Below are 23,233 nucleotides of genomic sequence, written 5' to 3'. Positions count from 1 at the left end.
CGTGTTCAATCTTAATAATCTGTGTCTGCTTCTAATCCTTGCATAATTTGTACGCCTGCACTTGCGCCGACACGTGTTGCGCCTGCTTCCAACATCGCTTGGAAGTCCGCCAAGTTACGCACACCACCTGATGCTTTCACTTCAAGTGCGTCACCTACTGTATCTTTCATTAACTTCACATCTTCCGGTGTTGCACCGCCGCCTGCGAAGCCTGTTGATGTTTTCACGAAGTCTGCGCCTGCTGCTTTTGATAACTCACATGCTTTCACTTTTTCTTCATCTGTTAATAATACTGTTTCAATAATGACTTTGACTGTTTTGTCGTCAGACGCTTCCACAACCGCTGCGATGTCTGCTTGAACATCATCATAGCGCCCGTCTTTTAATGCGCCGATATTGATAACCATGTCAATTTCATCTGCCCCTTTAGAAATGGCATCTTTCGTTTCACATGCTTTCACTTCAGATGTTGAAGCGCCTAATGGGAATCCAATCACTGTACACACAAGTACGTCTGAATCCGCTAATTTTTCTGCTGAATACGCCACGTGTGTTGGATTGACACAAACTGATTTGAAGTGGTATTCTTTCGCTTCTTCAATAATCTTATCAATTTGTTGACGTGTTGATTCTGGTTTTAATAATGTGTGATCAATATATTTTTCGTAGTTCATGTTATAACTCCTTTTATGCTTCTGTTTTTGTCCAACGGTTTAAGATAATGAATAATACAAGTCCAACGATACTCATCACGCCCAAGATAGCTAAGATAATACCAAAGTGTGATGTGAGAGCTGTATTACCCGGGAAATTAAGTGCTTTAAGATCAATTAAAGCTGCCGCAATCGCAATACCTACTGATACTGCAACGTTGATGATCAAGTTGTAGAATCCAATCGCTACCCCTGTCATGTTCACGTCGATTGTACGAATCGCTTCGTTTAATAGTGGTGCATACATTAACGCAAAGCTACCTGCGAAGAAGATCATTGAGATGACAAAGATAGAAACGTGTTGTCCTACTGCGAACGCTGGTAAGAACAAGCTTAAGGCAATTAACGCAATCGCTGTAATAATCGCTTGTTTTGAATTTAAGAAGTTCGCAATTTTACCACTCAATGCACCGACAACCACAGCGACTAAGTAACCTGGGATGAGTAATAATGATGTTGTATCTAATTCAAAATGATAAATCTGTTCCATAATGAATGGGAACGTGAAAATATAACCAAGTTGTATCATATACATCACAAACACAATAAACAAGAATGATGCATAACGTTTGTTTTGGAAGAATTTCTTATCCACCAATGGATGTTTTGCATTTTTAATATATAGTGCGAAAATCGCGATGACAACCAATGCAGCTGCTAAGTACCACCAGTTAAAGTTCGTGATAAATAACATCACTGTTGTCGCAATTGTAGACACTAAGACTAAACCAATGAAGTCAAGATGCGCTTTGTTCTCTGATTCTTCTTTTGGTAACAGTTTGAATAAGAACGGTAACGTAAATACAACAATCAATGCGATTAAGAACATGTTTGTCCAGTGAAGATACGTTGAAATAAAGCCACCTGATAACGTTCCGATAACAAGTGATAATGAATAACTACTTGTACTCAAACCAAGATATGTCTTCTGATCTTCTTTAGACAAGTACTTCGCTACATAAATAACATATAACGTTTCTGCCGCTGCAAGTCCTGCTGTTTGAATAATACGTCCTGCTAATAACAGTGGGAAGTTGCTTTGGAAAATATAACCAATAATAGAACCGATAATGATTAAAAATACGCCGTAAATGAACAGTGTACGAATACTGATCGCATCAGAGAGTGATGAATATACCACTGCCCCAATACCAATCACAAGACCAGCAAGAGTCGCTTGCCAACTTACTGTCGTTACAGAAATATTCAAATCATTCGCAATCGCAACTGAGATTAATTTGAATGAGTTGTCGATTACTAAACTAAATACGAATAAGAAAAGTAAAATCGGTACGGCTTTTTTAATTTTGTCATATGATGCTGTTGTCATCGTCGCCACTCCTTAAATGAGAGACAGTGCGATTTCAATCATATCCGTAAACGCACGTTCTCTTTCTTCTGGTGTTGTTGCTTTGTTATGAATAAGATGGTCACTTACTGTAAAGACACCTAATGCTTCAACACCTGCATATGTTGCGTTCATGTATAACGCTGCAGATTCCATTTCAACACCTAAGATGCCCATACGTTGCCAACGCTCATTGGCTGTTTCGTCTGCATTGTAGAAAATGTCACTTGATAAGATATTACCTACGTGATAGTTAACGCCTTTTTCACGAGCCTTACTTACCGCTCCCTCTAACAAGTTGTATGATGCAATCGGTGCATAATGTCCTGGTAAATTATATTGCTTCACGTAGTCTGAGTCTGTTGATGCACCTTGTGCAATGATGACATCATATAAGTCAATATCTTCTTGCATTGCGCCACATGAACCGACACGGATTAACTTCTTACATCCAAATGTGTGAATTAGTTCATAAGAATAAATACCGATTGATGGGATACCCATACCTGAACCCATCACAGATACTTTTTGACCTTTATAAGTTCCTGTGTAACCAAACATGTTACGTACACCATTGAATTGTTGTACATCTTCCAAATACGTTTCTGCAATAAACTTCGCACGTAGTGGATCCCCTGGTAATAAGACTGTCTCTGCAATTTCAACGCCATTCATCGGCTTAATATGTGGTGTAGCTTTCATTTATAACGACCTCCAAGTTGTATAGTTATTTGTCTAATTGTCTAACCACTTATATCTTACAACTTGTAGATAGCGCTTTCAAGATGTAATTTGTGACAATTTGACGAACAGCATCAAAACAGCAAAAAAGCCATACAAGTGTATATGTTTTAGACATATTTTCTCGTATGACTTTCATTTATTTTCTATTAGACAACCTTTATTTATTTTAGACAACTTATGCTATGCAAGGGAACTTGTCTATGTCGTTTCCTTCATTCGTGTTACATTTATATCCGCCTGTGTATGCGGTACGTACCATTTATTAATCATCACTGGACTCTCATGACCATTATACAGGGTCTCTACAATCAACCAGCAGTGATTGCCGCCATCAAACGTATGCGTGTCGTGTGCAAAGTGTGGTTTTTGCGTCATTGAAAACTTCAAATCAGACTGCGCCGCATATTGATACACCTGTTGTTCCACAAACTGACGTACTGCTGATTCGTCCTGTGTTGATACCTCGTACAGATCAATCACATTGATAGGAATGAACGTGAAACACATTGCATCCGCTTGTTGCGTTGAATTGCCTTCTCTTACATAATAACGCTCCATTGCCACAACTGCTGAAGGATGGTCGGGAAACAAATGATTCGTATATTCACTTTCCAAATCCACACGGTAGTGAACCGCTTCTAACGTCATCTCTTCACGTGCCATTTGTTGGAGCGGATGTGCCAAGTGTGCCATGCTCGACGTACTATGATCACGATGTTGTGACACAACAAAATGCCCTTTCCCACGAATACTCTCAACAACACCATCTTCCGTCAATAACTTGATCGCTTGACGCAACGTCATACGACTCACACCAAAGCGTTCACAAAGCACCTTCTCCGTCGGCAATGATTCGCCGCCTGGAAACTTACCCATTTGTATTTCTTCATAAAGTGTATTGTAAATTGTTAAAAATTTTGGCTGTGCTTGCGTCACCAAAATAACCCCCAGTATCTCTATGCTTATATCTTCATCATACACCAATTTCATGCGTAACATAATGGCAATATTGAAATATTCAAGACACCCTTCTTAGTGACCGCACTGTGACGGAAGACTGACCTAGCTTTCTATATCGTTTGCTCTCATTATAATCAGGAACTTATTGTCATTAAGGTCTAACTCTTTATGACAATATTGTAAGGGGGTGGATTTTACTAAGGAGATAGATTTTAATGTAGATTTTGCACGAATATAATCTTTAATCATCGCGCTATATTTACGTTGAATAGCAGTATGTTGTGTCTTTAAATAATTATTTACATTTTAGGGAATATGGACTTTTATTTTATATTGCAAATAGTTCTGATTACTAATAACAATTAATTTAGTTAAATCTAAGGCATAATTGGGTTTATCAAGCGGTTCATGTCCAAGCTGAATTTTATATTTATTTGGAACTGTTTTTCAATTACTCCTAAGCGGTATACAAACTCTATTATCATTGATTTTAAACGAGTAATAATAGGGTCTTCTTCCAACTTTATTGGCAATCATTTCTTTTCCTTGTAAATGGTCTCTAAGAAATAATTGGGGACTTAAACAAATAATTTCCATTAATACTTCACCCAAAAATAATAAAAAAGACGTTCTAGACGCCTTTTCTACTTCATATTGTTATACCTATTATAATGGTATCTTTTCGTATAGTATTAATTTTTATATCTGCGCCACAACGCTGATTCTTTTATATTTACATGATATTATGATATCGTAAGCGCTCAATGTAAATCTGCACTATCATATTTAAAAGCTGTACAAAAAGGTGATATTCCCACTCTTGTATGGCTGTTGTTTATGATTTTTTAGGTAGTTTCCCTAATAAAAATATAATAAGTGCACCAACTAATAGTCCATATACTAAAGAAAAGATAAAAGTATGTTCATGAACAACTGCGTACATTGAACAAGCATAGCAATGATTCCAATTTTTAACATATACCATAGCCTCACCCCTTTTTTATTTGTATAACAAAAGGAAGAGAGGCATACATTTCTCATAACAGCAGAGACTGTGATTGTTGAATGATTAAATAGCTATTATCCTCGTTTAAACCTTGTCTTAAATTTATTTTTATGTTAATATATTGATTGAGTAAATCACTGAATCATTTTTATATAACTTTATAATAGCAATACATACTACCAAAATTAGATTTTTGTTTCGTTCAATATCTAATACCATTTCATCTGATAATCAAGGAGAGACTAATGAAAGATATATTAAAAAAATATTTCAATACACCCAAAATGCCGCTTTCATTCTATTACACACCCTATACTGTGATTTACTTTTTTCACTTCTTAATAATGCTCTTATCGGGGGCGCACGGCGTTATTAGTTGGACTTTCAATATTATTGTATTTATTTTAGGGAGTTATACTTATGCTTGGTTGAGTGAATATATGCTGACCACATCTAATAATTTTTTTATTAGATATTTGTTTACTAAAAGTATGATATTCCGAGGAGATTTCCGTGAGTACGTTTCAAATGTATACTCTGCAAACAGTAAACATAATATAACTAATAGTAGAATCTCAGAAGCACACGAAGTTTATGTAAAAAGAACTTTTATTTCTATTGGAGTAAATGTGATTATTAAGTTTCTGCTAGCGTTAATCGCATCTCCATTATTTATGATATCTATATTTACGCACCCTATCATCATGAAAAAATTCTACTTATTAATTGATAAAATGAATGCTGTAAATAATTCTTACTAGTAAATACTAGAATATAAACTATTTTGTATACTCCATTCTCGTAAATTAGAGCATGGGGTATTTATATGTCATATATCACTTCCTATCATTCTTCCTATGTTTAATTTTAAGGGGTATTTCTCTCATTCAAGATTGGATTTATGGTTGTAAAAATGCCAAACAAATACTCAAAAAAAGTGTGAGCCAGATATCGATATATCTCGTTCACACCTTTCGCTTTTCATTATTAAATTATTTTCTACACTTCAATACCTTTTTCATCATATTTTGTTACGGTGCCATCTTTACTGACAATATATGACCCTGCCAAGTTCCCTGACTTATCAAGGAATGAGAAGCCCCAGCTACCATCATCCATCTGTTCTGGCTCTTTATATGTGTATTTCTCTGTATCTAATGCATGACCTTCGTATTCTTCCACTATGTCGATTACATTCTCACGTGTCACTGTTGTATCTGATGAGCTTGATGTGTCCGTATTTGAGCTACTTTCTTCTGAATCACTCGTAGCTGATGATTGTGTCGGTTCATCGATAAATTGGCTTTTGGCTTGTGGCGGCTCTGGGCCAAATGCAATCTTACTTGCAAGCTCTTTATAGTTTTGATGACTGTGCTTATTATATAAATCCTTTATATTGTATACATTGGCTGCATCACTACTATTCTGATCTAAAAGGTCATGATATCTTGGCGCATGTTGCGTCGCATAGATTATAATTTGATCATTCGAGATTGCAACATAGCCAACCGACCCGCCCGACTTTTGAGGATATGGTTTATACAGCTTCAAATCACTTGGTGGACCTGGAATTGTCGCTACTGTTTCTGGAGTCAATATGAGTTGAGATACAGGCAAAACTCTGTCTGAAGTGCCCGGTGGACCATATCGTTTCTGTGTATATTGACCACTCATCAATTCATCTTTTGAAATACTCACTTCACCTTGTATGATACCTACTTCACCAAGAGAAAGTTCATATAATGCGAGTGCGACTTTTTCTTCATCCGTTAAGTTTTGAACCGCTTCATCTGCCGATATTTGTTTTTCAGTTGTTTGATTTGATGATTGATTGCCTTGCTTTTTCGTTTGTTCATTTGATTTATTTTGAACTGCTTCTTTTTTATTGCTTATGTCTTTTTCTTGATTAGCTTGTTCGTTATCTCCACCTGAACAAGCTGCTAATGTTATTGATAATGCTGTTGTCATCAAAATACCTAGTACGTTTTTCACAGTTCTATCACCCTTATCCTTTGAATCATTAAACTTATGTTCAAGCTATTATCTCACAAATAAGTTTGTTATTAAAGTACTATTTTAGTAATTTAATATATTAATTTTGGATACACACATATTGTTTGAAGAAAATCATTTAATAGTCTCACTAAAAAACACTACAATGATAACTTTGTCTCTATCATTGTAGTGCTTGTTTATCACGTTATATTCAATTCAATGTATATTTTGTGTATTATTCTACTTCATCAACATATTCATCATCTTTAGAGTCGAAAATAGACTTTTCAACCTTGTCTCCTACTTCAGTCACGATATATCTTCCACGATTACTATAAAGTCCTGCGTATCTCTTCTCATGAACATCAACTGGATCAATAGAACCTATTAATGTTAAATCATGTTCCTTCTCTTCATAGTCTGAAAAATTATTTGATTTTTTAAATACGAACATTTCTTCCCCTGTCTCATCTTCAGAATAACCTGCAAAACCTGTATACAAGACTAATTTCATTTTTTTAAATTCAGGGTCTTCATAGTGCGTTTTCTGAGTCTTAATAAGCTCTTGATTTAATTCATCGTATTCTGCATCAGTTTCTTCAATTTCATTTTCAACTAAAGGATCACCTGCATCCTTATGTAGTTCATGTAGTTCATCTTCTGTGCTTTCCATTTGACCTTTTATAGAACTTATCAATTCTCGCTTCTGGGCATTAAACGCCTTTTTATCTGCTTCTAATGCTTTATCTTCAATTTTTCTATCTTTCATTTTCGCAAAATCACCTAACGTATACTCCCCTTCATACACATTATATAACTTTGTTTCACCTTTTTTAGAGACAATCACAAATTCTACTGGTGCATCTCCTTTTGATTCTTTCGGGTCATGCGTTGTAATGTAACTAATGTGTTCTTTACCACTATTAAAAACTTCTCCCATTTTCAATTCTTTTGAGTTTGTTTCATTTGAACATCCTGTTAATAGAAACATTGCAGTAATTCCACCAAGCAAAATTTTTTTCATGTGCTAATCTCTCCATTTCATATAATGATTCGACTGAATCTTATTATGCTAATATTCTCTCATATAACTTTAAATAACTAAAGTACTAATTTAATATTTTATAAACAAATATATGGAACTTTCTTTTTCCTGAGAATGTTGCACTTGCTTTGCAGATTTAACGACAAGACAAAAGGGGGACATATTGATGCCTTCGTAGATCAATCATATAGGGGGAGCTATCCTTCCAATACTATACGTCATAGCAATGATCTATTTATATGTTATACACCACTTTCCTAACTTCCTATCATTCTTCCTATTCCTAATTTTAGGTGAAATCTTCCTTATTGAAGAATGGGTTCGTGGTCGTAAAAATATCAAAAAATAATACAAAAAAGTGTGAGCAAGATATCGCTGTATCTCGTTCACACTTTTTTCTTTTTATTATTAAATTTTTATTTACTCTTCAATGCCTTTTTCATCATATTTTGTTACAGTACCATCTTTACTCACAATATACGATCCAGCGAGATCCCCTGACTTATCAACGAATGAGAAGCCCCAGCTACCATCATCGCGTTGTTCAGGTTCTTTGTATGTGTATGTGTCTTTATCTAATTGATGGCCTTCATATTCTTCTACTAAATCAATGACATTTGCACGTGTCACTGTTGTACTTGATGAACTTGATTCGCTTTCGTCTGAATCACTTGAGCCTGATGAAGAAGTCGATGATCCTTGATCTACTGCTGGTGCAGGGCCAACTACAATTTTACTTGCTAACCCTTTATAGTCTTGGTTGCTGTGTTTACTATATAAATCTTTGACATCGAATACCATCGTATGTTCCTGATTCATAACGTAATCATATGTTACTGGTGATTGTACCCCAAACACAATTACTTGACCGCCAGTCACTGCAACATATGGAACAGCATTAACTCTTATTGGAGATACACTATAGAGCCTTAAATCACTTGGTGCCCCTGGAAGGATCGTCTGAGTATCTCTAGGTGTTAATGTAAGTTGTTCTACAATTCTCATCTCAACTGACATGTGAGTCATAGGTTGGTATGTATATTCACCTCTTGCCAATTCATCAGCTGTAATGATTGTTGGATCTACACTCGTTTCATAAAGAACCAACGCAACTTTTTCTTCGTCTGTTAAGTTTTGGATTGCTTCTTCTTCAGATTGGTTTTTCTGAGCCGATTTGTTTGTATTACCATCAGCGTGATTATTTTTGTCACTAGGATTATCATTTGACTGACTTTGACTTGCTTGATTTTCATTACTTTTCCCTGAATGATTCTCTTGCTTATTTTGTCCATTGTCCCCATTTGAACATGCAGCCAACGTTGCAACTAAGGCAGTTGTCGTTAAAATACCAAATATCTTATTCACAGTCATATCACCCTTATTTTTATATTGATTACAACTATATTATCTCATAGGCTTTTTAGACATTAAAGGTCTATATCCTTTGATGACTTATATATAGAATGTTAGTTACACAAAAACGCCATATTCCCTAATAAGAGAATATATGGCGTAACGTTAATATCTTTATTCATTTACGATAATATCACCAGGCTGACATTCTAAATAATGACAAATCGCTTCCAGTGTGAAAAACAAAATCTATGGATATACCTTTCACCACACATATCTTCAATTAATGCTATACTTATGTATTATTATGGCAGACATTTACATCTACCTGCCGAACGTCTAAATAGTAAGAACACATTAAAGGGGTACGCGCAATGAAACAGATGCAACACTTAGCCTTTACTGCCAATGAACAGATGGTGCTGAAGGCGATCTTTAATCATAAACCGATTTCGATGACAGAGATTGCACGATTGACAGAGACGAATAAGGCGACGATATCAGGTGTCGTCAATGGCTTAAAGACACAAGGCGTTGTTCGAGAAGCAGGACAAGGAGAGAGTACGAAAAAAGGCGGTAGAAAGACCATTTTGCTGGAGATTAATCCCGATTTTGGCTATACCGTATCGCTAGATTTCACTTATGACTCTGTGGATATAATGATCAATGCATTTAGCGGTAAGATGATGGCGTATCGTTCATATCCCCTATCAGAGAAAACGATGGCATGTGCTTTGTCGATTGTAGAAACAGAGTTGGATCCACACGACCAACGTGACACGCAACATGGCTTACTCGGGGTTGCGGTGTCTATTCACGGAATTGTAAACCAAGACCAATCGATTCGCACGCTACCATTCCTTGAACTGGGTAGTATATCGGTGACAGACCGATTGGAACAATATGCCCAAGTACCCGTACTTATAGAAAATGAAGCAAACTTGGCTGCGCTGTATGAGCATGCGCTACGCAACCATACATGCACAGGAAGTTTGGCAACGCTCAGTATTCACAAAGGGATTGGCGCAGGTCTCATATTGAACAATCAACTGTATCGTGGGGCAGATGGCAGTGCGGGTGAAATTGGCCAGTCGCTTGTACGTGTCTCAGGAACGCACTATGACAAAATCGAAAATATTTGTTCTCAAGATGCGCTGATTTCATGCCTTTCTGACCGCTTAGATGAATCGCTGGCGCTTGAAACAATCGCAACTTATTACAAGTCACAACACCCGATTGTTTGTGAAGAAATTGAACATTTTATCAGTCGCATTACTGTGTTGATTCATAACTTTTCAATACAACTTAATCCAGCACATATCTTTATCAACTGTCCAATTATGAATGAAATCCCTGATATTTTAATACAAATTCAAGAGAGACTTCATGCCTATTCACACTATGCGACCATGATACGTCTAACGTCTAACGTCCGATATGCGACGTTATTTGGCGGCGCATTGGGAATTACACAACGCATTCTCGATATCGACAACATCAAACTTGATTTTTCATCGTAAAAAACAATCCAACATTTGGGTTGTTTTTTTATTTACGAAAACGTTTACAAACATTTAAAAAGGTGCTATATTCTAGTTAGTTAATTTATTAAACAAACTAACATGCGGGAGGTTTTCTCTATGACATATTTCAATATAGACAAAGTATCTTATGAAGGACCCACATCAACAAACCCATTTAGCTTTAAGTATTACAATGCAGATGAAAAAATCGGCGACAAAACAATGAAAGAACATTTAAGATTCAGTGTGGCTTACTGGCATACATTCACTGCAGACTTATCTGACCCATTCGGTGTAGGAACAGCACAACGTGATTGGGACGACTTAGACGAAATGGATAAAGCAAAAGCACGTGTAGAAGCCATTTTTGAATTTATGGACAAAACGGGTATTGAATATTTCTGTTTCCACGATGTTGATATCGCACCTGAAGGCAAAACATTGGCTGAAACAAATGCGAACTTAGACATCATCACAGACTTAATTAAAGAAAAAATGGACGCCACTGGTAAGAAGTTATTATGGAATACAGCGAACAACTTCACACATGAACGTTTTGTTCATGGTGCTGCAACTTCATCTCATGCAGATGTTTTCGCCTATACTGCCGCAAAAGTGAAAAAATCATTAGAAATTGCGAAAAAGCTAGATGCAGAAAACTTTGTATTCTGGGGTGGTCGTGAAGGTTATGAAAGCTTACTCAACACAGATATGAAGTTAGAGTTAGATAACTTAGCACGCTTCTTCAAAATGGCGAAAGCGTATGCAGACGAAATTGGCTTTACAGGTCAGTTCTTAATTGAACCAAAACCAAAAGAGCCAACTTCACATCAATACGATACAGACGTTGCGACAGCACATGCATTCTTACAAAAATACGGCTTAGAAGATGTCTTCAAATTCAATATTGAAGCGAACCACGCAACACTTGCAGGACATACATTCCAACACGAATTACGCTATGCACGTGATAACGACATGTTAGGTTCAGTTGATGCGAACCAAGGTCATCCATTACTTGGCTGGGATACAGATGAATTCCCATCAGATGTTTATGAAACAACACTTGCGATGTATGAAATCTTGAAAAATGGCGGTTTGACTCCGGGTGGTCTTAACTTCGATGCAAAACCAAGACGTACATCATTCGCACAAGAAGACTTAGTACTAACGCACATCGTAGGTATGGATGCTTTCGCACTTGGCTTACGTGTCGCACATAAAATGATTGAAGATCGTTTCTTTGAAGACATCGTCGACAATAAATATGCATCATACAAAGAAGGACTAGGGGCTAAAATTGTGAATGATACGACTTCATTTGCAGAGTTAGAAGCTCATGCATTAGAACTTGGCGATATCGATTTAGAATCTGATCGCTTAGAAGTCATCAAGTCACGTATTAATCAATATATTTTAACGATTAACAACGAAGGATGATCCATATGAACTATGTTATTGGCATGGACATCGGTACGAGCGGCTTGAAAAGTCTCAAAGTCAATATGGAGGGAGACGTTGTAGATCAATACAGCGTCTCTTATCATACAGACCACCCACACTCTGGATATAGCGAGATGGATCCGGAAGTATGGTATCAAGCCACGATCGAGAGTCTCACATACTTTTTTAAACAAAACGACGTACAAGACATTGTAGGTATTAGCTTTTCTGGACAAATGCATGGTCTCGTAACGATTGATGAACAAGGTGACGTAATTCGCCCTGCGATATTATGGAACGATACACGCACAGCAGATGAAGTCCGTTCGTTACTCGATACAGTTGGTTTAGAGACGTTCTTACGAGAAACACAAAACACTGTGTTAGAAGGATTCACCTTACCAAAGTTGATGTGGGTTCGTCGTCATGAACCAGATCATTACAATCGCATTCATAAAATCATGTTACCGAAAGACTATATCGCCTTCCGTCTGACAGGCAATGTCTTAAGTGAACCGTCTGATGCATCAGGAACGTCACTGTTTAATGTTAAAGAAGGCGCATGGTCGACGCCTTTATTACAACAATTAGACATTCGTGCAGATATTTTACCGGATATTATTCCGTCACACGGTAAAAATGGTGTACTGACGGATGATATCAAGCAACAACTTGGCATTTCACATGATGTGGCCATCTATCAAGGGGGCGCTGACAACGCATGCGGTGCGCTCGGATCTGGTATTACAGACGACAAAACACAAATGGTCAGCATCGGCACGTCTGGTGTCGCACTATCTATTCAAAATGATCCACAGTTCGAGAATGACGGCAGTGTCCATTACTTTAACCACTGTGTCCCTAACCAGAACTACATGATGGGCGTGACACTATCGGCAGGTTACAGCTTGGGCTGGCTCAAAAAGCTTTTACGTCCAGATGAAGACTTTGAACAATTTCTTGAAGGTTTAGAGGAAACGAAGGCCGGTGCAAATGGTTTATTGTTCACACCGTATCTTTTAGGCGAACGTACACCGTACAACGACACGACAATACGCAGTAGCTTCATGGGACTTGATGCGACAACGACGGATAACGACTTGAAACGTGCTGTTATTGAAGGCATTACCTTCTCAATTCACGAAAGTGTCAACATCATTCGCCAGAGTGGTACACCGATTACACAAATCGTCTCAATCGGTGGCGGTGCGAAAAACGCAGACTGGCGCCAAATTCAAGCGGACATCTTTAATGCGCAGATTATTACGCTGACACAAGAACAAGGTCCTGCTTACGGTGCCGCTATTCTTGCGGCGATGGGAGCAGGTTGGTTTGAAGACTTCCAAGACATTCGAGAACAATGGATCAGTTACCGAGACACCGTTCAACCAAACACAGAACAGCACCAGATTTATCAAAAACTGTTCCCAATCTACCAGTCAGTTTATCAACAAACACAAGCCATTTCTCAACAATTACTGTCATTCAAATAAACGAGGGGATGCATTCAATGAGAAACTATGATAATAAAAAGTTCATTTTCACCATTGCCTTAATTGCCACGCTCGGTGGTTTACTATTCGGTTATGATACAGCCGTTATCTCAGGTGCCGAGCAATCATTACAAAAATATATTACAGCGGACTATAACGACCTGATTCATGGTCTTACCGTTTCCAGTGCCTTAATCGGCTGTGTTATCGGTGGGATTCTGTCATCAACACTTTCTAGTCGCTTAGGTCGTAAACGTACCTTACAAGTCGCAGCGATTCTTTTCGTCATCTCAGCATTGCTGTCAGGCTACCCAGAATTTTTATTCTTCACACCTGGCGAACCGACACTTGCATTACTGATTATGTTCAACATCTATCGTGTCATCGGCGGAATTGGTGTCGGGCTGGCATCAGCGATTTCACCGGTATATATCAGTGAAATCTCACCTTCCAGTATTCGTGGACGTTTGGTATCGTTCAACCAGTTCGCGATTATCTTTGGGATGCTCGTTGTATACTTCGTTAACTACGGCATTATCTATGGAGAAACAGCACAGTGGATTCAAACAATCGGATGGCGTTATATGTTCGCAACAGAAGCCATTCCAGCAGCTGTCTTCTTCTTCCTGTTGTTCTTCGTGCCAGAAACACCACGTTACTTAACGTTGATCAACAAAGAACAAGAAGCGTTGTCTGTGTTGAACAAAATCTATACATCCGCAAACCATGCACAAAAAGTATTTAACGACATCGTATCAACAAAAAATAAAGAAACAGACATCAAAGCACCACTTTTCAGTTTTGGTAAAACGGTTGTTATTGTTGGGATTTTCCTATCCATTTTCCAACAATTCATTGGTATCAACGTCGCATTGTATTACGCACCACGTATCTTTGAACAACTCGGTGCCGGTGGTAATGCAGCTATGGTTCAAACCGTTGTGATGGGCTTAGTCAACGTTATCTTTACCGTTGTCGCTATCTTATACGTCGACAAATTTGGCCGTAAACCATTACTTATTATCGGTTCAACAGGTATGGCTATCGGTATGATTGGCATGAGTGTCCTTACAGCGAACGGTACATTCGGCATCATCACACTGTTATTCATGGTTATCTACACAGCGTCATTCATGATGAGTTGGGGTCCGATTACATGGGTATTACTCTCTGAAATCTTCCCGAACCGTATTCGTAGTGGTGCCATGGCCATTGCCGTTGCAGCACAATGGCTTGCCAACTTCACAATCACATCAACATATCCGTCTATGATGGCATTCAGCGGTACATTCACATACGGATTCTACGCATTGATGTGTATCTTATCTGGCCTCTTCATCTGGAAATTCATCCCAGAAACAAAAGGCAAAACACTCGAAGCACTCGAAAACGTATGGCAAAAATAACAACAATCCCCCAGCGATACACCTTAATGTGTTCATTGGGGGATATTTATTTAAAGTCCTTTTCGCTTCACTTGTCGTGCTAAAAATATCAGCATTAAAAGACCGTGTATGATCGTTAATCCTTTGAAAATCGGTGAACTGAATGAAATAAAGAAATTGGTCAGTATCATTTCAAGGGCGAGTATAACGATAATTATTGCCAGTAATCCTTGTTGAGACTTCGGCATTTGTTGTTTTTGTTTATCCTCCATAATGAGTCCTTTGGTGTGTATATTTCCTAATCATAACATAACTGCTATATCACTAATCCAACTGTCGATTGACTTACCCACATACGACAAAATGAACTAACAAGAAGGTGATTGCCTGGGAAATAACTGAAGTGATAAACAATTTATCATTGTTCATAATTAATAAAGCAATATCAATGATAAGTGGTACAACTGAGACTATCAATGTATAACGACAAGCTTTTACAAGCATTTCTGCATAAAGCTTTTGTGCTTGATTCCAATTTTTCTGACTCTTCATCGCCTTCTTAGAACGAAATCCAAAAAAATAGTTCATATGTATCGGTGGTGCATCCATAAATAGACGTGTGACTGCATTTGAGTAAGATCATTGGTAGTCCTCTTTTGTATCGCTAACATAATGTAGTAAAAGGTGATTTCTTTATTTAAAATATAATGAGATGATGTTAGTCTATCATTATTTCATAAACGTAAAAATAAATAGAGGTTTTTTATATATTCTTTCTTCTTACTACTTTGTCACTAAGTCTTCTCTCAAGAAATGGTTTTATTGAAGTCACTATAATAGCTTTAATTTTACTTTTTTGTTTATCACTAGGCTCTCTTCTTTGATTAAACATTTTTAAAATGAATTCATAATCATTTTTTGCATTATAATTATTATATTTATTAGGCTTAAATGCATTTTGGTCAAAAAGGTATCTCAATAATTTTCTAGAAAAATAATCACTATCCAGAGATATAAACTTATTCTCTTTTACTGCATGGAATAACTTAAATAACCTTTCATTAACAGAAGTAATCTCATTCAAATCATTTCGATTAAATTTTTTTATACATGAACTACCGATAGGAAAGAGAATCTTATCATTCTTCATATTTTTTATTGTAAATAAGTATCTAATATTTTCTTTCCCGCATATACAAGAGGAACTATTGTGCTCATCTTCCTCTACATCATATATTTCCCATTCTTGTACCGCATCATTCCAAGCATTACTTTCAGAACTATCAATCACTTCACATATTATTTTTTTAAATATTCAGACTTCATAATCTTCACTCCTTTTCAGGGACTTGTGGTTTACTAATACAATCATAAAATATTCATCACTTCCAAATTGAATACTTATGATTTAAAAAGAGCTAAATAATACTTTACTTGTAATTTTAGTGTTGCTATATTTGATTATATATTATTTATATATCTTTATGGAAGGGAATATAATTTTGGAGCAAAGTTTATTAATTATTCAAACAATTACAGGAGTTTTATCTTTATTATTAGCAATTAAAGCTATAAATTTAAACAATCAATCTAATATGAATTCAAATAATAACTATATTAACACTGGAACTCATAATCAATCCTACATCAACAATAATATCAATATAGTAGAAGAAAAACATTCAAATAAAATATTTCAAGAAAAACGACGTTACATAAAATACTTTCATTGGATTTTTATGATTGCATTTTTTGGTACTGGCTTATATACATTATTTAAAATGTATCCTGTGTTCCTTCAAAATATTAACATCTTAGATGGCGGTATAACTCTTACGAATATAACCAAACTTCTTGTATATTCTCTGCAAAATGCTTTGCTAGGTTCCCTATTAATTAACATAATCAGTGGATTAATATTAATTATCACTATCATCATCAAACCTTATATCACTAAAAGAAAGATACCGTTAAGTATGATTATTGTTTTAACCAACTCATTAATATTTATTGATTTATGGAATAATAAGTATTATGAAGAGTTTGTCTATAATTCATCCACTAACAATTTCACTAATTATCTAATTGTCTGTTTTATTCTCATTATTATGATGATCGTCTTAGCAAATAATACGATACTTGGTATATATCTATTTGATTTGAATGATTATGATGGACAGTTAGAGGATCCACTAGTAAGAGTGACAATTATACTTTTAACAATAGTTATTTTTATATTTGCGAAATGGATTGTCTTTTATAATGGTTTAGAACTTATACAAGAACAATTAACTAATTATTTTGATTAGAAATCATTACTTCCCTCGACATGTTTGCTCAACACTTATTGGAACGGGTATTTATAATAACTCTTTAAACTAATAAAGACTGTATAACAGCTATCAATAAACTGGTTTACAACAGAAAACATTACGTGCAAATTAAATGCATGTTAAAGAATTTTCAAGTTGTTTTTGGAAGTTGTTTATAATATATATGCCCCAAAAGTGATATGTCTCATATATTTATGCGCTGTGGTTAGGTTCAACCGCTTCAATCATTCTAGAAACAATAAAGCTTTGATTTGTCACTAAAAAAGATATTCTAGAAATGAATATACTCATACTCTTTTCTAAAATATCTATTGATTCTATATGAACTTTTCTTTATTAACCTAAGAATAAGAATGCCAGTGGTGTCACAATGATTAAACTAAGAATCGAACGTTCAAACCAGATAATCAAAAGTCATGTATCTTTAATGGTATGTGTGTCGACATCATACTTGGAACGCTGACTGAAAAGAATATGATTGTGGACACTGATACAACAGCAATAATAAATTTAGTTACGATTGGTGCACCGACTACAATGAGTGATGGTAAGAACATTTCTGTAATACCAATGGCTGTTCCTTTTGCAGCTAAGAATGGTTCTGGAATTTGTAAAAGTGCTGTTAGTGGATAGAAGATATACGCAACATAGTTAAAGACCGGTGTATACTCAGCAAGTAACATGAAAATAAGGCCAATTAATAAGATTGTAGGCAGGATGCTCATCGTCATCAAGATACCTTCTTTAAAGTTTTTCCATACGTTGTTCAATAAACTTGGTGATTCTTTAACCGTTGTGAGTCCCCGCTCCCATGCAAGTGAAACCTTATCTTTAAAAGACAAATCACTTAAACCTTCTTCAACTTCAGGCGTATCATAATATTCTGTACTCATGCGACTAATAGGTGGAATACGTGTTGTCAGTGCTGTGACTGCAAAGGTAACGAACAGCGTTACAAAGAAATATAAGTTCCAATGTGACATTAAATCTAAAGTTTTAGCAATAACAATCATAAATGCCACCGTTACTGTTGAAAAACCAGTAGCAATAATGACTGCTTCTTTATGATTGTATTTACCTTCTCTATACTCCTTGTCTGTAATCAACAAACCTACTGCAAAACTTGCGACAAATGAAGCTAGTGCATTAACTGCTGCACGACCAGGTACATTCCATATTGGTTTCATAATACGTTGTGTGAATACCCCGACAAACTCAAACAACCCATAGCTAACCAGAAATGTAAGAAACGCCGCTCCAATAGGTACTGTCAACCCTACAGGTACAACAAGATAATCATACAGGTATAACCCTGTATTCTCATTCACAAACCAATCTGGACCAATTCTAAAAAATAGTAAGATACCAATCATCGCACCTAAAACTTTGAAAAAGATAAAGCTAATGGCGATTTTCCCCTTTTCCCAATCTTTCTGGATAAATGGCAAGATCCCACCACAAATAACTGCGATTAAATTGCCGTTTTCCTACATTTTAAATTTGCCCTTAACAACATCTAGAAATTATATTATTGGATTATAGGAATCCGTGGGTACAGTTATAAAATTAATTAATTTTATTCCAATGATTATCAAGATTGATCTCACCAGATAACAAATTATCATCAAGTATTAAGAAATTGTAGGTTTTTGGTTTGTTTTTTAAATTATAATATCTTATTTTAATTTCATCAATCTCATTACTAGTTTTCAATATAAAGTATAATTCATATTTTTGTATGTTATGACCTTCTATAAGAAATGAATAAGCTCCATCATTTGCTAATGGCAATCTTTGTTTGGAATATTCATTAATCTGTTTAAAATCTTTAATTTTATTACCTTTGTAATATGCAACTAAATTAAAGTCTCTTACAACTTTATTAACTTGAGTAGTATTTAAAAACTCAACCCATAAAGGAATATTAATTTGAAATTCATTTTCTTTATGTTTTATTATTTGGGCTTTAGTATTTGATGCCTTCCCCTGAATATGCTTATAAAATATATGTAAACGTCCCTTTCTTTTGTATATCCCTTTAAATAAACTTTGAATAGCAAAAGCAATTGTACCAGTTATCAAAGTCAAGATAGATCCAATAATCAAATATAATATTTTAGAATTTGTCATTAGTTCATTTAAATCAATCAACTACTTCTCCTCCTGAAAATAATTTATTTATATCTGAATTGACTTTCTTGATTTTCTCGCTTGAAATATTATCAAAATTTATATCAAAATCATCAATATTACCAAAATTACTTTCTAATTTCAAAAGTATCTCCATTAGATTAAACCTAACTTTGTCAACCACACTCTTATAATGTGAAATATTTATTTTATTTATGATGCTATAACACTGTATAGATGTTTTTTTATAGACCTCGGGAGCAAATGTAGTTAAATCAATACCTAATTTAAGATTTTCACTTGTACTATATTCCTCAATTGTTTTTATTCCTTCATTTATACAAATAGTAAAAAAAGTATCTTTTAATTCATTAGGTATATAGTGCCATGGTAAAGGTACATTTTTCATATTAAACGCACCATTTATTCCAGAATAAATTATATTCATGTTTTTCACAATTCTATAAGAAGGAAGATGATCGCCTTCTTCATAACCATTTAATTCACATTTTATCCATTTCATTAAATTTTCATTCTTCATACCATATGAAATAATATAAAGTCTTTCCAAACCACTACTTAAAGATATTTTATTCATAGTTATATCTTTAATAAGCATACTTTTAGCCACTTTTGATTCCCCCTTTTTAAAATAATCAGCTGTTTTTTCATTCCTTCTTGATGAATTAATTTCATACGCACATTTTAAGTTTGTAATCTAAATAAGCATCCTTTGAAGTAACCATTGTTTCTGTTGCTTTAATAAGTCAATTTTTTTACTTTGTTTTTTACTAATCCATCAAATATACACAGTAATTCTCCTATTTTATTTTGTTCACCAATACTACTTGTAATTCTTATATCCTCTTTAGAATAATCCTTGAGAAAATCTTCTATTGAAAGATTTTTTATTCTCTCCTCTCCACTATTTTTATAGACATCATCTCGATACATTCTTATATCTTCAATATTCAAATCGTCCAAATCATATCCTTCAATGATGAAACTATCTAAATCACTTTGAGAATTAGCGTGCATATATTGAATTTGTTCTTCTGTCGCCTCCCTATCACCCGATCCTAACCTTTTATATGAAATCCATCTTTTCTTTGTTTTTACACTTATTGGTTTTAATCCATATTCTGCTTCAGGGACTGTAATGATTATAACTTCTTTCTCTTCCATCTTTTTTAAACAAACATTTTCATTAGTTAATATATTTTTATTGACCTTCTGTTTACTTGTAATTGTATTCCAGAAATCATCAATAATTGATTGACTATTTTCAACACCTTCAACAATAAATCGACCGTCTACTTCTTTTATACCTAAATATATTGTTCCCCCGACAGTATTAGCAAATGCGCTGTATGTTTCCCAAACATCCTCTGGTAATTTATTTTTAGCCAACTTATACTCTATTTCTAAATTTTCATTGATCATTTGAACACCTCGCACTATTTCATTTATTTGCCATTGATTATTCCCTTGATACTACTGACTTATCATATTATTTCACTCGTTTATCAATCGATTATTCCCTTGATACTACTGACTTATCACATTATTTCACTCGTTTATCAATCGATTATTCCTTTAATATCACTTATTCCTTTCCTGATTTAAATTTATATGTATATACATGAAATAACTTGAACTAGCAAATCCTATTGAATAGGGAGAGTAAATTTGAGATATTTTATATTTATGTCATTTTGTCACAAGTATGTACTAATTAAAAGGTCATTAGTGTAACGGATGTAAGTTCTTCATAACCACCTATAATGGGAACGTATGTTCTGTTTGGGGTATTAATATTTTATAGTATATCTAATAAAATGTAAATAACTCTCTACTTTTAAATTCTTACCTTATGCTAAGTTATAAAATCATTCCTATTCCTCACTCTCTAGAACAGGATACTTCTCATTATTTTTAACAAGTTTCTTTTCAATAATATCATCAATATCAAAGTTTAGGTTATCTGCCATCATATAGCTGTATATCAAGACATCTGCTAGCTCTTCTTCAATACGTTCTCTATTATTTTGAACGACATCTTCAGGGTTTTTCCACTGAAATAGTTCAAGTAACTCAGCTGCTTCAATACTAATAGACAACGCCAAGTCTTTCTCATTATGGAACTGTCTCCAATTGCGATCATCTCTGAATTTATTTATCTTATCCATACTTTTCTTAGTCATTTGGAAGGCTCCTTTTCAAATATTTCCGTATTTATATCATCATTTTTATCATACCACAATGTATGTTACCCTCCTTATACAACTACCCTATAAAGGAGAAATCGCTATGCGTGAAAAATTGATATCCGGCTTTATCATTCTTACTTTATTAATCGGTGCAATGGCTCTCAATTTCCTAGGTATTTCAGACTTAGGTTTTCTTATATATGCCGTAGTTTCTATTGTCATCATTGCCTTACTCTTTAAATTAACTAGAAAATCCTGACCTTATTTCATTTTTATAATTTTCAGAATTCTATTTTTATGTTATTCTTTTAATACTCAAAACATCAAAAACAAAGGGGGTTTTTCATGACACATTTACAGAAACCACCTGCATTGAAACCTGGAGATACAGTCGCGCTTGTTTCACCTTCATCTGGACTGGCAGGAGAAGTCGATATAGAACATCGTGTTACAACAGCAATCCAACGCTTAGAACAAGATTTTCAGCTAAAGGTTAAAGTGATGCCTCATGCACTGAAGGGGTTAGATTATGTGCAGAAGCATCCTCAAAAGCGTGCTGAAGACTTAAACAATGCATTTGCTGATCCAACTGTCAAAGCCATCATTGCGTTTATCGGTGGTGATGACTCTATTAGAGTTACAGAGTATCTCAAACCTGACATCATCAAAAACAACCCTAAAATTTTTATGGGTTATTCAGATGCGACATCCCTTCATCTCTTTTTATATCAACATGGTATTGCATCATTTTATGGACCAGCAATACTTACTGACTTTGCGGAAAATGTGTCAATGGATGACTACACAACCCATTGGATTCGTCGGACACTATTTGACGATGCACCGCTCGGCAATATCCCTACTTCACCTTACTATCACCGCTTCGGCCTATTATGGCACGAGCGCACCCATCACACACCACGACCTACTATCTACAATCATGGCTACGAAGTCATTAACGGCCATGGGACAGCAACTGGTCAACAATTAGGTGGTTGTATTGAAGTGCTTGATCGATTACGTAATAGCACTGTTTTCCCTGACGCAGAAACCTTTAAAGACAAGATTTTATTTCTCGAGAACTCTGAAGCACCCCTTTCTGTCCCATTACTCGCTGCATTTATTGAATTTCTCGGCACTTCACAAATTTTAAAAAATGTAAATGGTATTATCATCGGAAAACCACAAAATGGCGAGCACTATGAAGCGTATAAACGCACGTGGCAAGCCATGTTAGAAGACTTGAACTTACATGACCTTCCTGTCTTCTATAACGCAAGCTTCGGTCATAACGAACCAAAATGTATCATCCCATACGGTGCAACTGCTTCTCTTGATGCCTCTAACAAAACCTTCACAATTCATGACAATGCTTGTGAATAAAATATAACCACCCATTTTATGGGTGGTTGACTTTAAGACTAAATGTCTCTGTTACTAATAAGATCTTATAAAAAGGCTAAAAATAACTGTAATACTTCATCAGTAATCTTTAATTTATTCTCGCCTACTGCAAATAGGGCAATATGTTCTACCATTTAGAATTTTTCTG

At 35.2% G+C, this 23,233-nt stretch carries 24 protein-coding genes; 7 read left to right on the top strand and 17 right to left on the bottom strand.

Annotation, left to right across the window (positions count from 1 at the left end):
* Positions 1–11 precede the first annotated feature (11 nt).
* The 9 genes from deoC to C7J88_RS10785 all read right to left on the bottom strand — a co-directional run bounded on the left by deoC (position 12) and on the right by C7J88_RS10785 (position 9,410).
* Complete coding sequence (deoC, locus tag C7J88_RS07595) at positions 12–674, bottom strand: deoxyribose-phosphate aldolase (protein ID WP_095115043.1); 663 nt, start codon at positions 672–674, stop codon at positions 12–14.
* Positions 675–687: 13 nt separating this feature from the next.
* Positions 688–2,043: an MFS transporter gene (locus C7J88_RS07590; protein WP_095115041.1), complete on the bottom strand. Its 1,356-nt coding sequence runs from the start codon at positions 2,041–2,043 to the stop codon at positions 688–690.
* 12 nt (positions 2,044–2,055) lie between these two features.
* Positions 2,056–2,763 (bottom strand): purine-nucleoside phosphorylase, encoded by a 708-nt coding sequence (gene deoD / locus C7J88_RS07585; protein ID WP_095115039.1) that lies wholly within the window; start codon positions 2,761–2,763, stop codon positions 2,056–2,058.
* A 240-nt stretch (positions 2,764–3,003) separates the two neighbouring features.
* Positions 3,004–3,741, bottom strand: coding sequence for a GntR family transcriptional regulator (locus C7J88_RS07580; RefSeq protein ID WP_229709381.1), 738 nt, complete (start codon positions 3,739–3,741; stop codon positions 3,004–3,006).
* An 859-nt stretch (positions 3,742–4,600) separates the two neighbouring features.
* On the bottom strand, positions 4,601–4,750 hold the full coding sequence (locus C7J88_RS10455) for a hypothetical protein (protein WP_157728655.1): 150 nt from the start codon (positions 4,748–4,750) through the stop codon (positions 4,601–4,603).
* 1,020 nt (positions 4,751–5,770) lie between these two features.
* Positions 5,771–6,763, bottom strand: a complete 993-nt coding sequence (locus C7J88_RS07570) for a hypothetical protein (RefSeq protein ID WP_095115037.1) — start codon at positions 6,761–6,763, stop codon at positions 5,771–5,773.
* Between the two features lie 238 nt (positions 6,764–7,001).
* Complete coding sequence (locus C7J88_RS07565) at positions 7,002–7,790, bottom strand: membrane lipoprotein lipid attachment site-containing protein (protein WP_095115035.1); 789 nt, start codon at positions 7,788–7,790, stop codon at positions 7,002–7,004.
* A gap of 441 nt (positions 7,791–8,231) precedes the next feature.
* The gene (locus C7J88_RS10450) at positions 8,232–9,176 is read right to left on the bottom strand and encodes a hypothetical protein (RefSeq protein WP_095115033.1); all 945 of its coding nucleotides are present in this window, start codon (positions 9,174–9,176) and stop codon (positions 8,232–8,234) included.
* Positions 9,177–9,338: 162 nt separating this feature from the next.
* Positions 9,339–9,410 carry a helix-turn-helix domain-containing protein gene (locus C7J88_RS10785; RefSeq protein ID WP_371866977.1) on the bottom strand — a complete coding sequence of 24 codons (72 nt, stop codon included), beginning with the start codon at positions 9,408–9,410 and terminating at the stop codon, positions 9,339–9,341.
* Between the two features lie 128 nt (positions 9,411–9,538).
* On the opposite strand from C7J88_RS10785, the gene C7J88_RS07550 reads away from it, so the two are divergent.
* The 4 genes from C7J88_RS07550 to xylE all read left to right on the top strand — a co-directional run bounded on the left by C7J88_RS07550 (position 9,539) and on the right by xylE (position 15,029).
* The gene (locus tag C7J88_RS07550; RefSeq protein ID WP_095115031.1) at positions 9,539–10,684 is read left to right on the top strand and encodes an ROK family transcriptional regulator; all 1,146 of its coding nucleotides are present in this window, start codon (positions 9,539–9,541) and stop codon (positions 10,682–10,684) included.
* A gap of 120 nt (positions 10,685–10,804) precedes the next feature.
* Entirely contained in the window at positions 10,805–12,127 is a 1,323-nt protein-coding gene (gene xylA, locus C7J88_RS07545) for a xylose isomerase (RefSeq protein ID WP_095115029.1), read from the top strand.
* Between the two features lie 5 nt (positions 12,128–12,132).
* Complete coding sequence (gene xylB, locus C7J88_RS07540) at positions 12,133–13,623, top strand: xylulokinase (RefSeq protein WP_095115027.1); 1,491 nt, start codon at positions 12,133–12,135, stop codon at positions 13,621–13,623.
* 17 nt (positions 13,624–13,640) lie between these two features.
* On the top strand, positions 13,641–15,029 hold the full coding sequence (gene xylE, locus C7J88_RS07535) for a D-xylose transporter XylE (protein WP_229709382.1): 1,389 nt from the start codon (positions 13,641–13,643) through the stop codon (positions 15,027–15,029).
* 50 nt (positions 15,030–15,079) lie between these two features.
* On the opposite strand, the gene C7J88_RS07530 is transcribed toward xylE, so the two are convergent.
* The 3 genes from C7J88_RS07530 to C7J88_RS07520 form a co-directional block, all read right to left on the bottom strand.
* Positions 15,080–15,280 (bottom strand): hypothetical protein, encoded by a 201-nt coding sequence (locus tag C7J88_RS07530; protein WP_095115023.1) that lies wholly within the window; start codon positions 15,278–15,280, stop codon positions 15,080–15,082.
* Positions 15,281–15,353: 73 nt separating this feature from the next.
* Positions 15,354–15,596 (bottom strand): SdpI family protein, encoded by a 243-nt coding sequence (locus C7J88_RS07525; protein WP_157728653.1) that lies wholly within the window; start codon positions 15,594–15,596, stop codon positions 15,354–15,356.
* 175 nt (positions 15,597–15,771) lie between these two features.
* Positions 15,772–16,299 (bottom strand): hypothetical protein, encoded by a 528-nt coding sequence (locus C7J88_RS07520; RefSeq protein ID WP_197696961.1) that lies wholly within the window; start codon positions 16,297–16,299, stop codon positions 15,772–15,774.
* Positions 16,300–16,492: 193 nt separating this feature from the next.
* On the opposite strand from C7J88_RS07520, the gene C7J88_RS07515 reads away from it, so the two are divergent.
* On the top strand, positions 16,493–17,317 hold the full coding sequence (locus tag C7J88_RS07515; protein WP_159031412.1) for a hypothetical protein: 825 nt from the start codon (positions 16,493–16,495) through the stop codon (positions 17,315–17,317).
* A 431-nt stretch (positions 17,318–17,748) separates the two neighbouring features.
* Here C7J88_RS07515 and C7J88_RS07510 read toward each other — a convergent pair whose 3' ends face one another.
* From C7J88_RS07510 to C7J88_RS07490, 5 genes are all read right to left on the bottom strand, one after another.
* Positions 17,749–18,789: a YjiH family protein gene (locus tag C7J88_RS07510; RefSeq protein WP_229709383.1), complete on the bottom strand. Its 1,041-nt coding sequence runs from the start codon at positions 18,787–18,789 to the stop codon at positions 17,749–17,751.
* Between the two features lie 118 nt (positions 18,790–18,907).
* Positions 18,908–19,492: a hypothetical protein gene (locus tag C7J88_RS07505; protein WP_095115015.1), complete on the bottom strand. Its 585-nt coding sequence runs from the start codon at positions 19,490–19,492 to the stop codon at positions 18,908–18,910.
* On the bottom strand, positions 19,485–20,102 hold the full coding sequence (locus C7J88_RS07500) for an AbiTii domain-containing protein (RefSeq protein ID WP_095115013.1): 618 nt from the start codon (positions 20,100–20,102) through the stop codon (positions 19,485–19,487). The genes C7J88_RS07505 and C7J88_RS07500 overlap by 8 nt, the downstream gene beginning before the upstream one ends.
* Positions 20,103–20,230: 128 nt before the next feature.
* A complete protein-coding gene (locus C7J88_RS07495) occupies positions 20,231–20,914 on the bottom strand; it encodes an AlbA family DNA-binding domain-containing protein (protein ID WP_095115011.1) in 684 nt (227 codons plus the stop codon).
* A 452-nt stretch (positions 20,915–21,366) separates the two neighbouring features.
* Positions 21,367–21,675, bottom strand: coding sequence for a nucleotide pyrophosphohydrolase (locus C7J88_RS07490; RefSeq protein ID WP_095115009.1), 309 nt, complete (start codon positions 21,673–21,675; stop codon positions 21,367–21,369).
* A 106-nt stretch (positions 21,676–21,781) separates the two neighbouring features.
* Between C7J88_RS07490 and C7J88_RS10445 the strand changes: the two genes are divergently transcribed.
* Positions 21,782–21,940, top strand: a complete 159-nt coding sequence (locus tag C7J88_RS10445; RefSeq protein WP_157728651.1) for a hypothetical protein — start codon at positions 21,782–21,784, stop codon at positions 21,938–21,940.
* 86 nt (positions 21,941–22,026) lie between these two features.
* Positions 22,027–23,064, top strand: a complete 1,038-nt coding sequence (locus C7J88_RS07485; protein ID WP_095115007.1) for a S66 family peptidase — start codon at positions 22,027–22,029, stop codon at positions 23,062–23,064.
* The last annotated feature ends 169 nt before the right edge of the window (positions 23,065–23,233 follow it).

It is taken from the genome of Staphylococcus muscae (genome assembly GCF_003019275.1).
GTDB lineage: Bacteria > Bacillota > Bacilli > Staphylococcales > Staphylococcaceae > Staphylococcus > Staphylococcus muscae.
The sequence above is the reverse complement of the archived record's forward strand: the minus strand, read 5'-3'. Positions and strand labels throughout refer to the sequence as shown.

Bases quoted from the DNA above. Each gene is read 5' to 3' on its own strand.
- C7J88_RS07550 (WP_095115031.1), top strand. From the start codon at position 9,539: ATGAAACAGATGCAACACTTAGCCTTTACTGCCAATGAACAGATGGTG.
- xylB (WP_095115027.1), top strand. From the start codon at position 12,133: ATGAACTATGTTATTGGCATGGACATCGGTACGAGCGGCTTGAAAAGT.
- C7J88_RS07530 (WP_095115023.1), bottom strand. From the start codon at position 15,280: ATGGAGGATAAACAAAAACAACAAATGCCGAAGTCTCAACAAGGATTA.
- C7J88_RS07515 (WP_159031412.1), top strand. From the start codon at position 16,493: ATGGAAGGGAATATAATTTTGGAGCAAAGTTTATTAATTATTCAAACA.
- xylE (WP_229709382.1), top strand. From the start codon at position 13,641: ATGAGAAACTATGATAATAAAAAGTTCATTTTCACCATTGCCTTAATT.
- C7J88_RS07565 (WP_095115035.1), bottom strand. From the start codon at position 7,790: ATGAAAAAAATTTTGCTTGGTGGAATTACTGCAATGTTTCTATTAACA.
- C7J88_RS07590 (WP_095115041.1), bottom strand. From the start codon at position 2,043: ATGACAACAGCATCATATGACAAAATTAAAAAAGCCGTACCGATTTTA.
- deoD (WP_095115039.1), bottom strand. From the start codon at position 2,763: ATGAAAGCTACACCACATATTAAGCCGATGAATGGCGTTGAAATTGCA.
- xylA (WP_095115029.1), top strand. From the start codon at position 10,805: ATGACATATTTCAATATAGACAAAGTATCTTATGAAGGACCCACATCA.
- C7J88_RS07485 (WP_095115007.1), top strand. From the start codon at position 22,027: ATGACACATTTACAGAAACCACCTGCATTGAAACCTGGAGATACAGTC.
- C7J88_RS07490 (WP_095115009.1), bottom strand. From the start codon at position 21,675: ATGACTAAGAAAAGTATGGATAAGATAAATAAATTCAGAGATGATCGC.
- deoC (WP_095115043.1), bottom strand. From the start codon at position 674: ATGAACTACGAAAAATATATTGATCACACATTATTAAAACCAGAATCA.
- C7J88_RS10445 (WP_157728651.1), top strand. From the start codon at position 21,782: ATGCGTGAAAAATTGATATCCGGCTTTATCATTCTTACTTTATTAATC.
- C7J88_RS07495 (WP_095115011.1), bottom strand. From the start codon at position 20,914: ATGATCAATGAAAATTTAGAAATAGAGTATAAGTTGGCTAAAAATAAA.
- C7J88_RS07525 (WP_157728653.1), bottom strand. From the start codon at position 15,596: ATGAACTATTTTTTTGGATTTCGTTCTAAGAAGGCGATGAAGAGTCAG.
- C7J88_RS10455 (WP_157728655.1), bottom strand. From the start codon at position 4,750: ATGGTATATGTTAAAAATTGGAATCATTGCTATGCTTGTTCAATGTAC.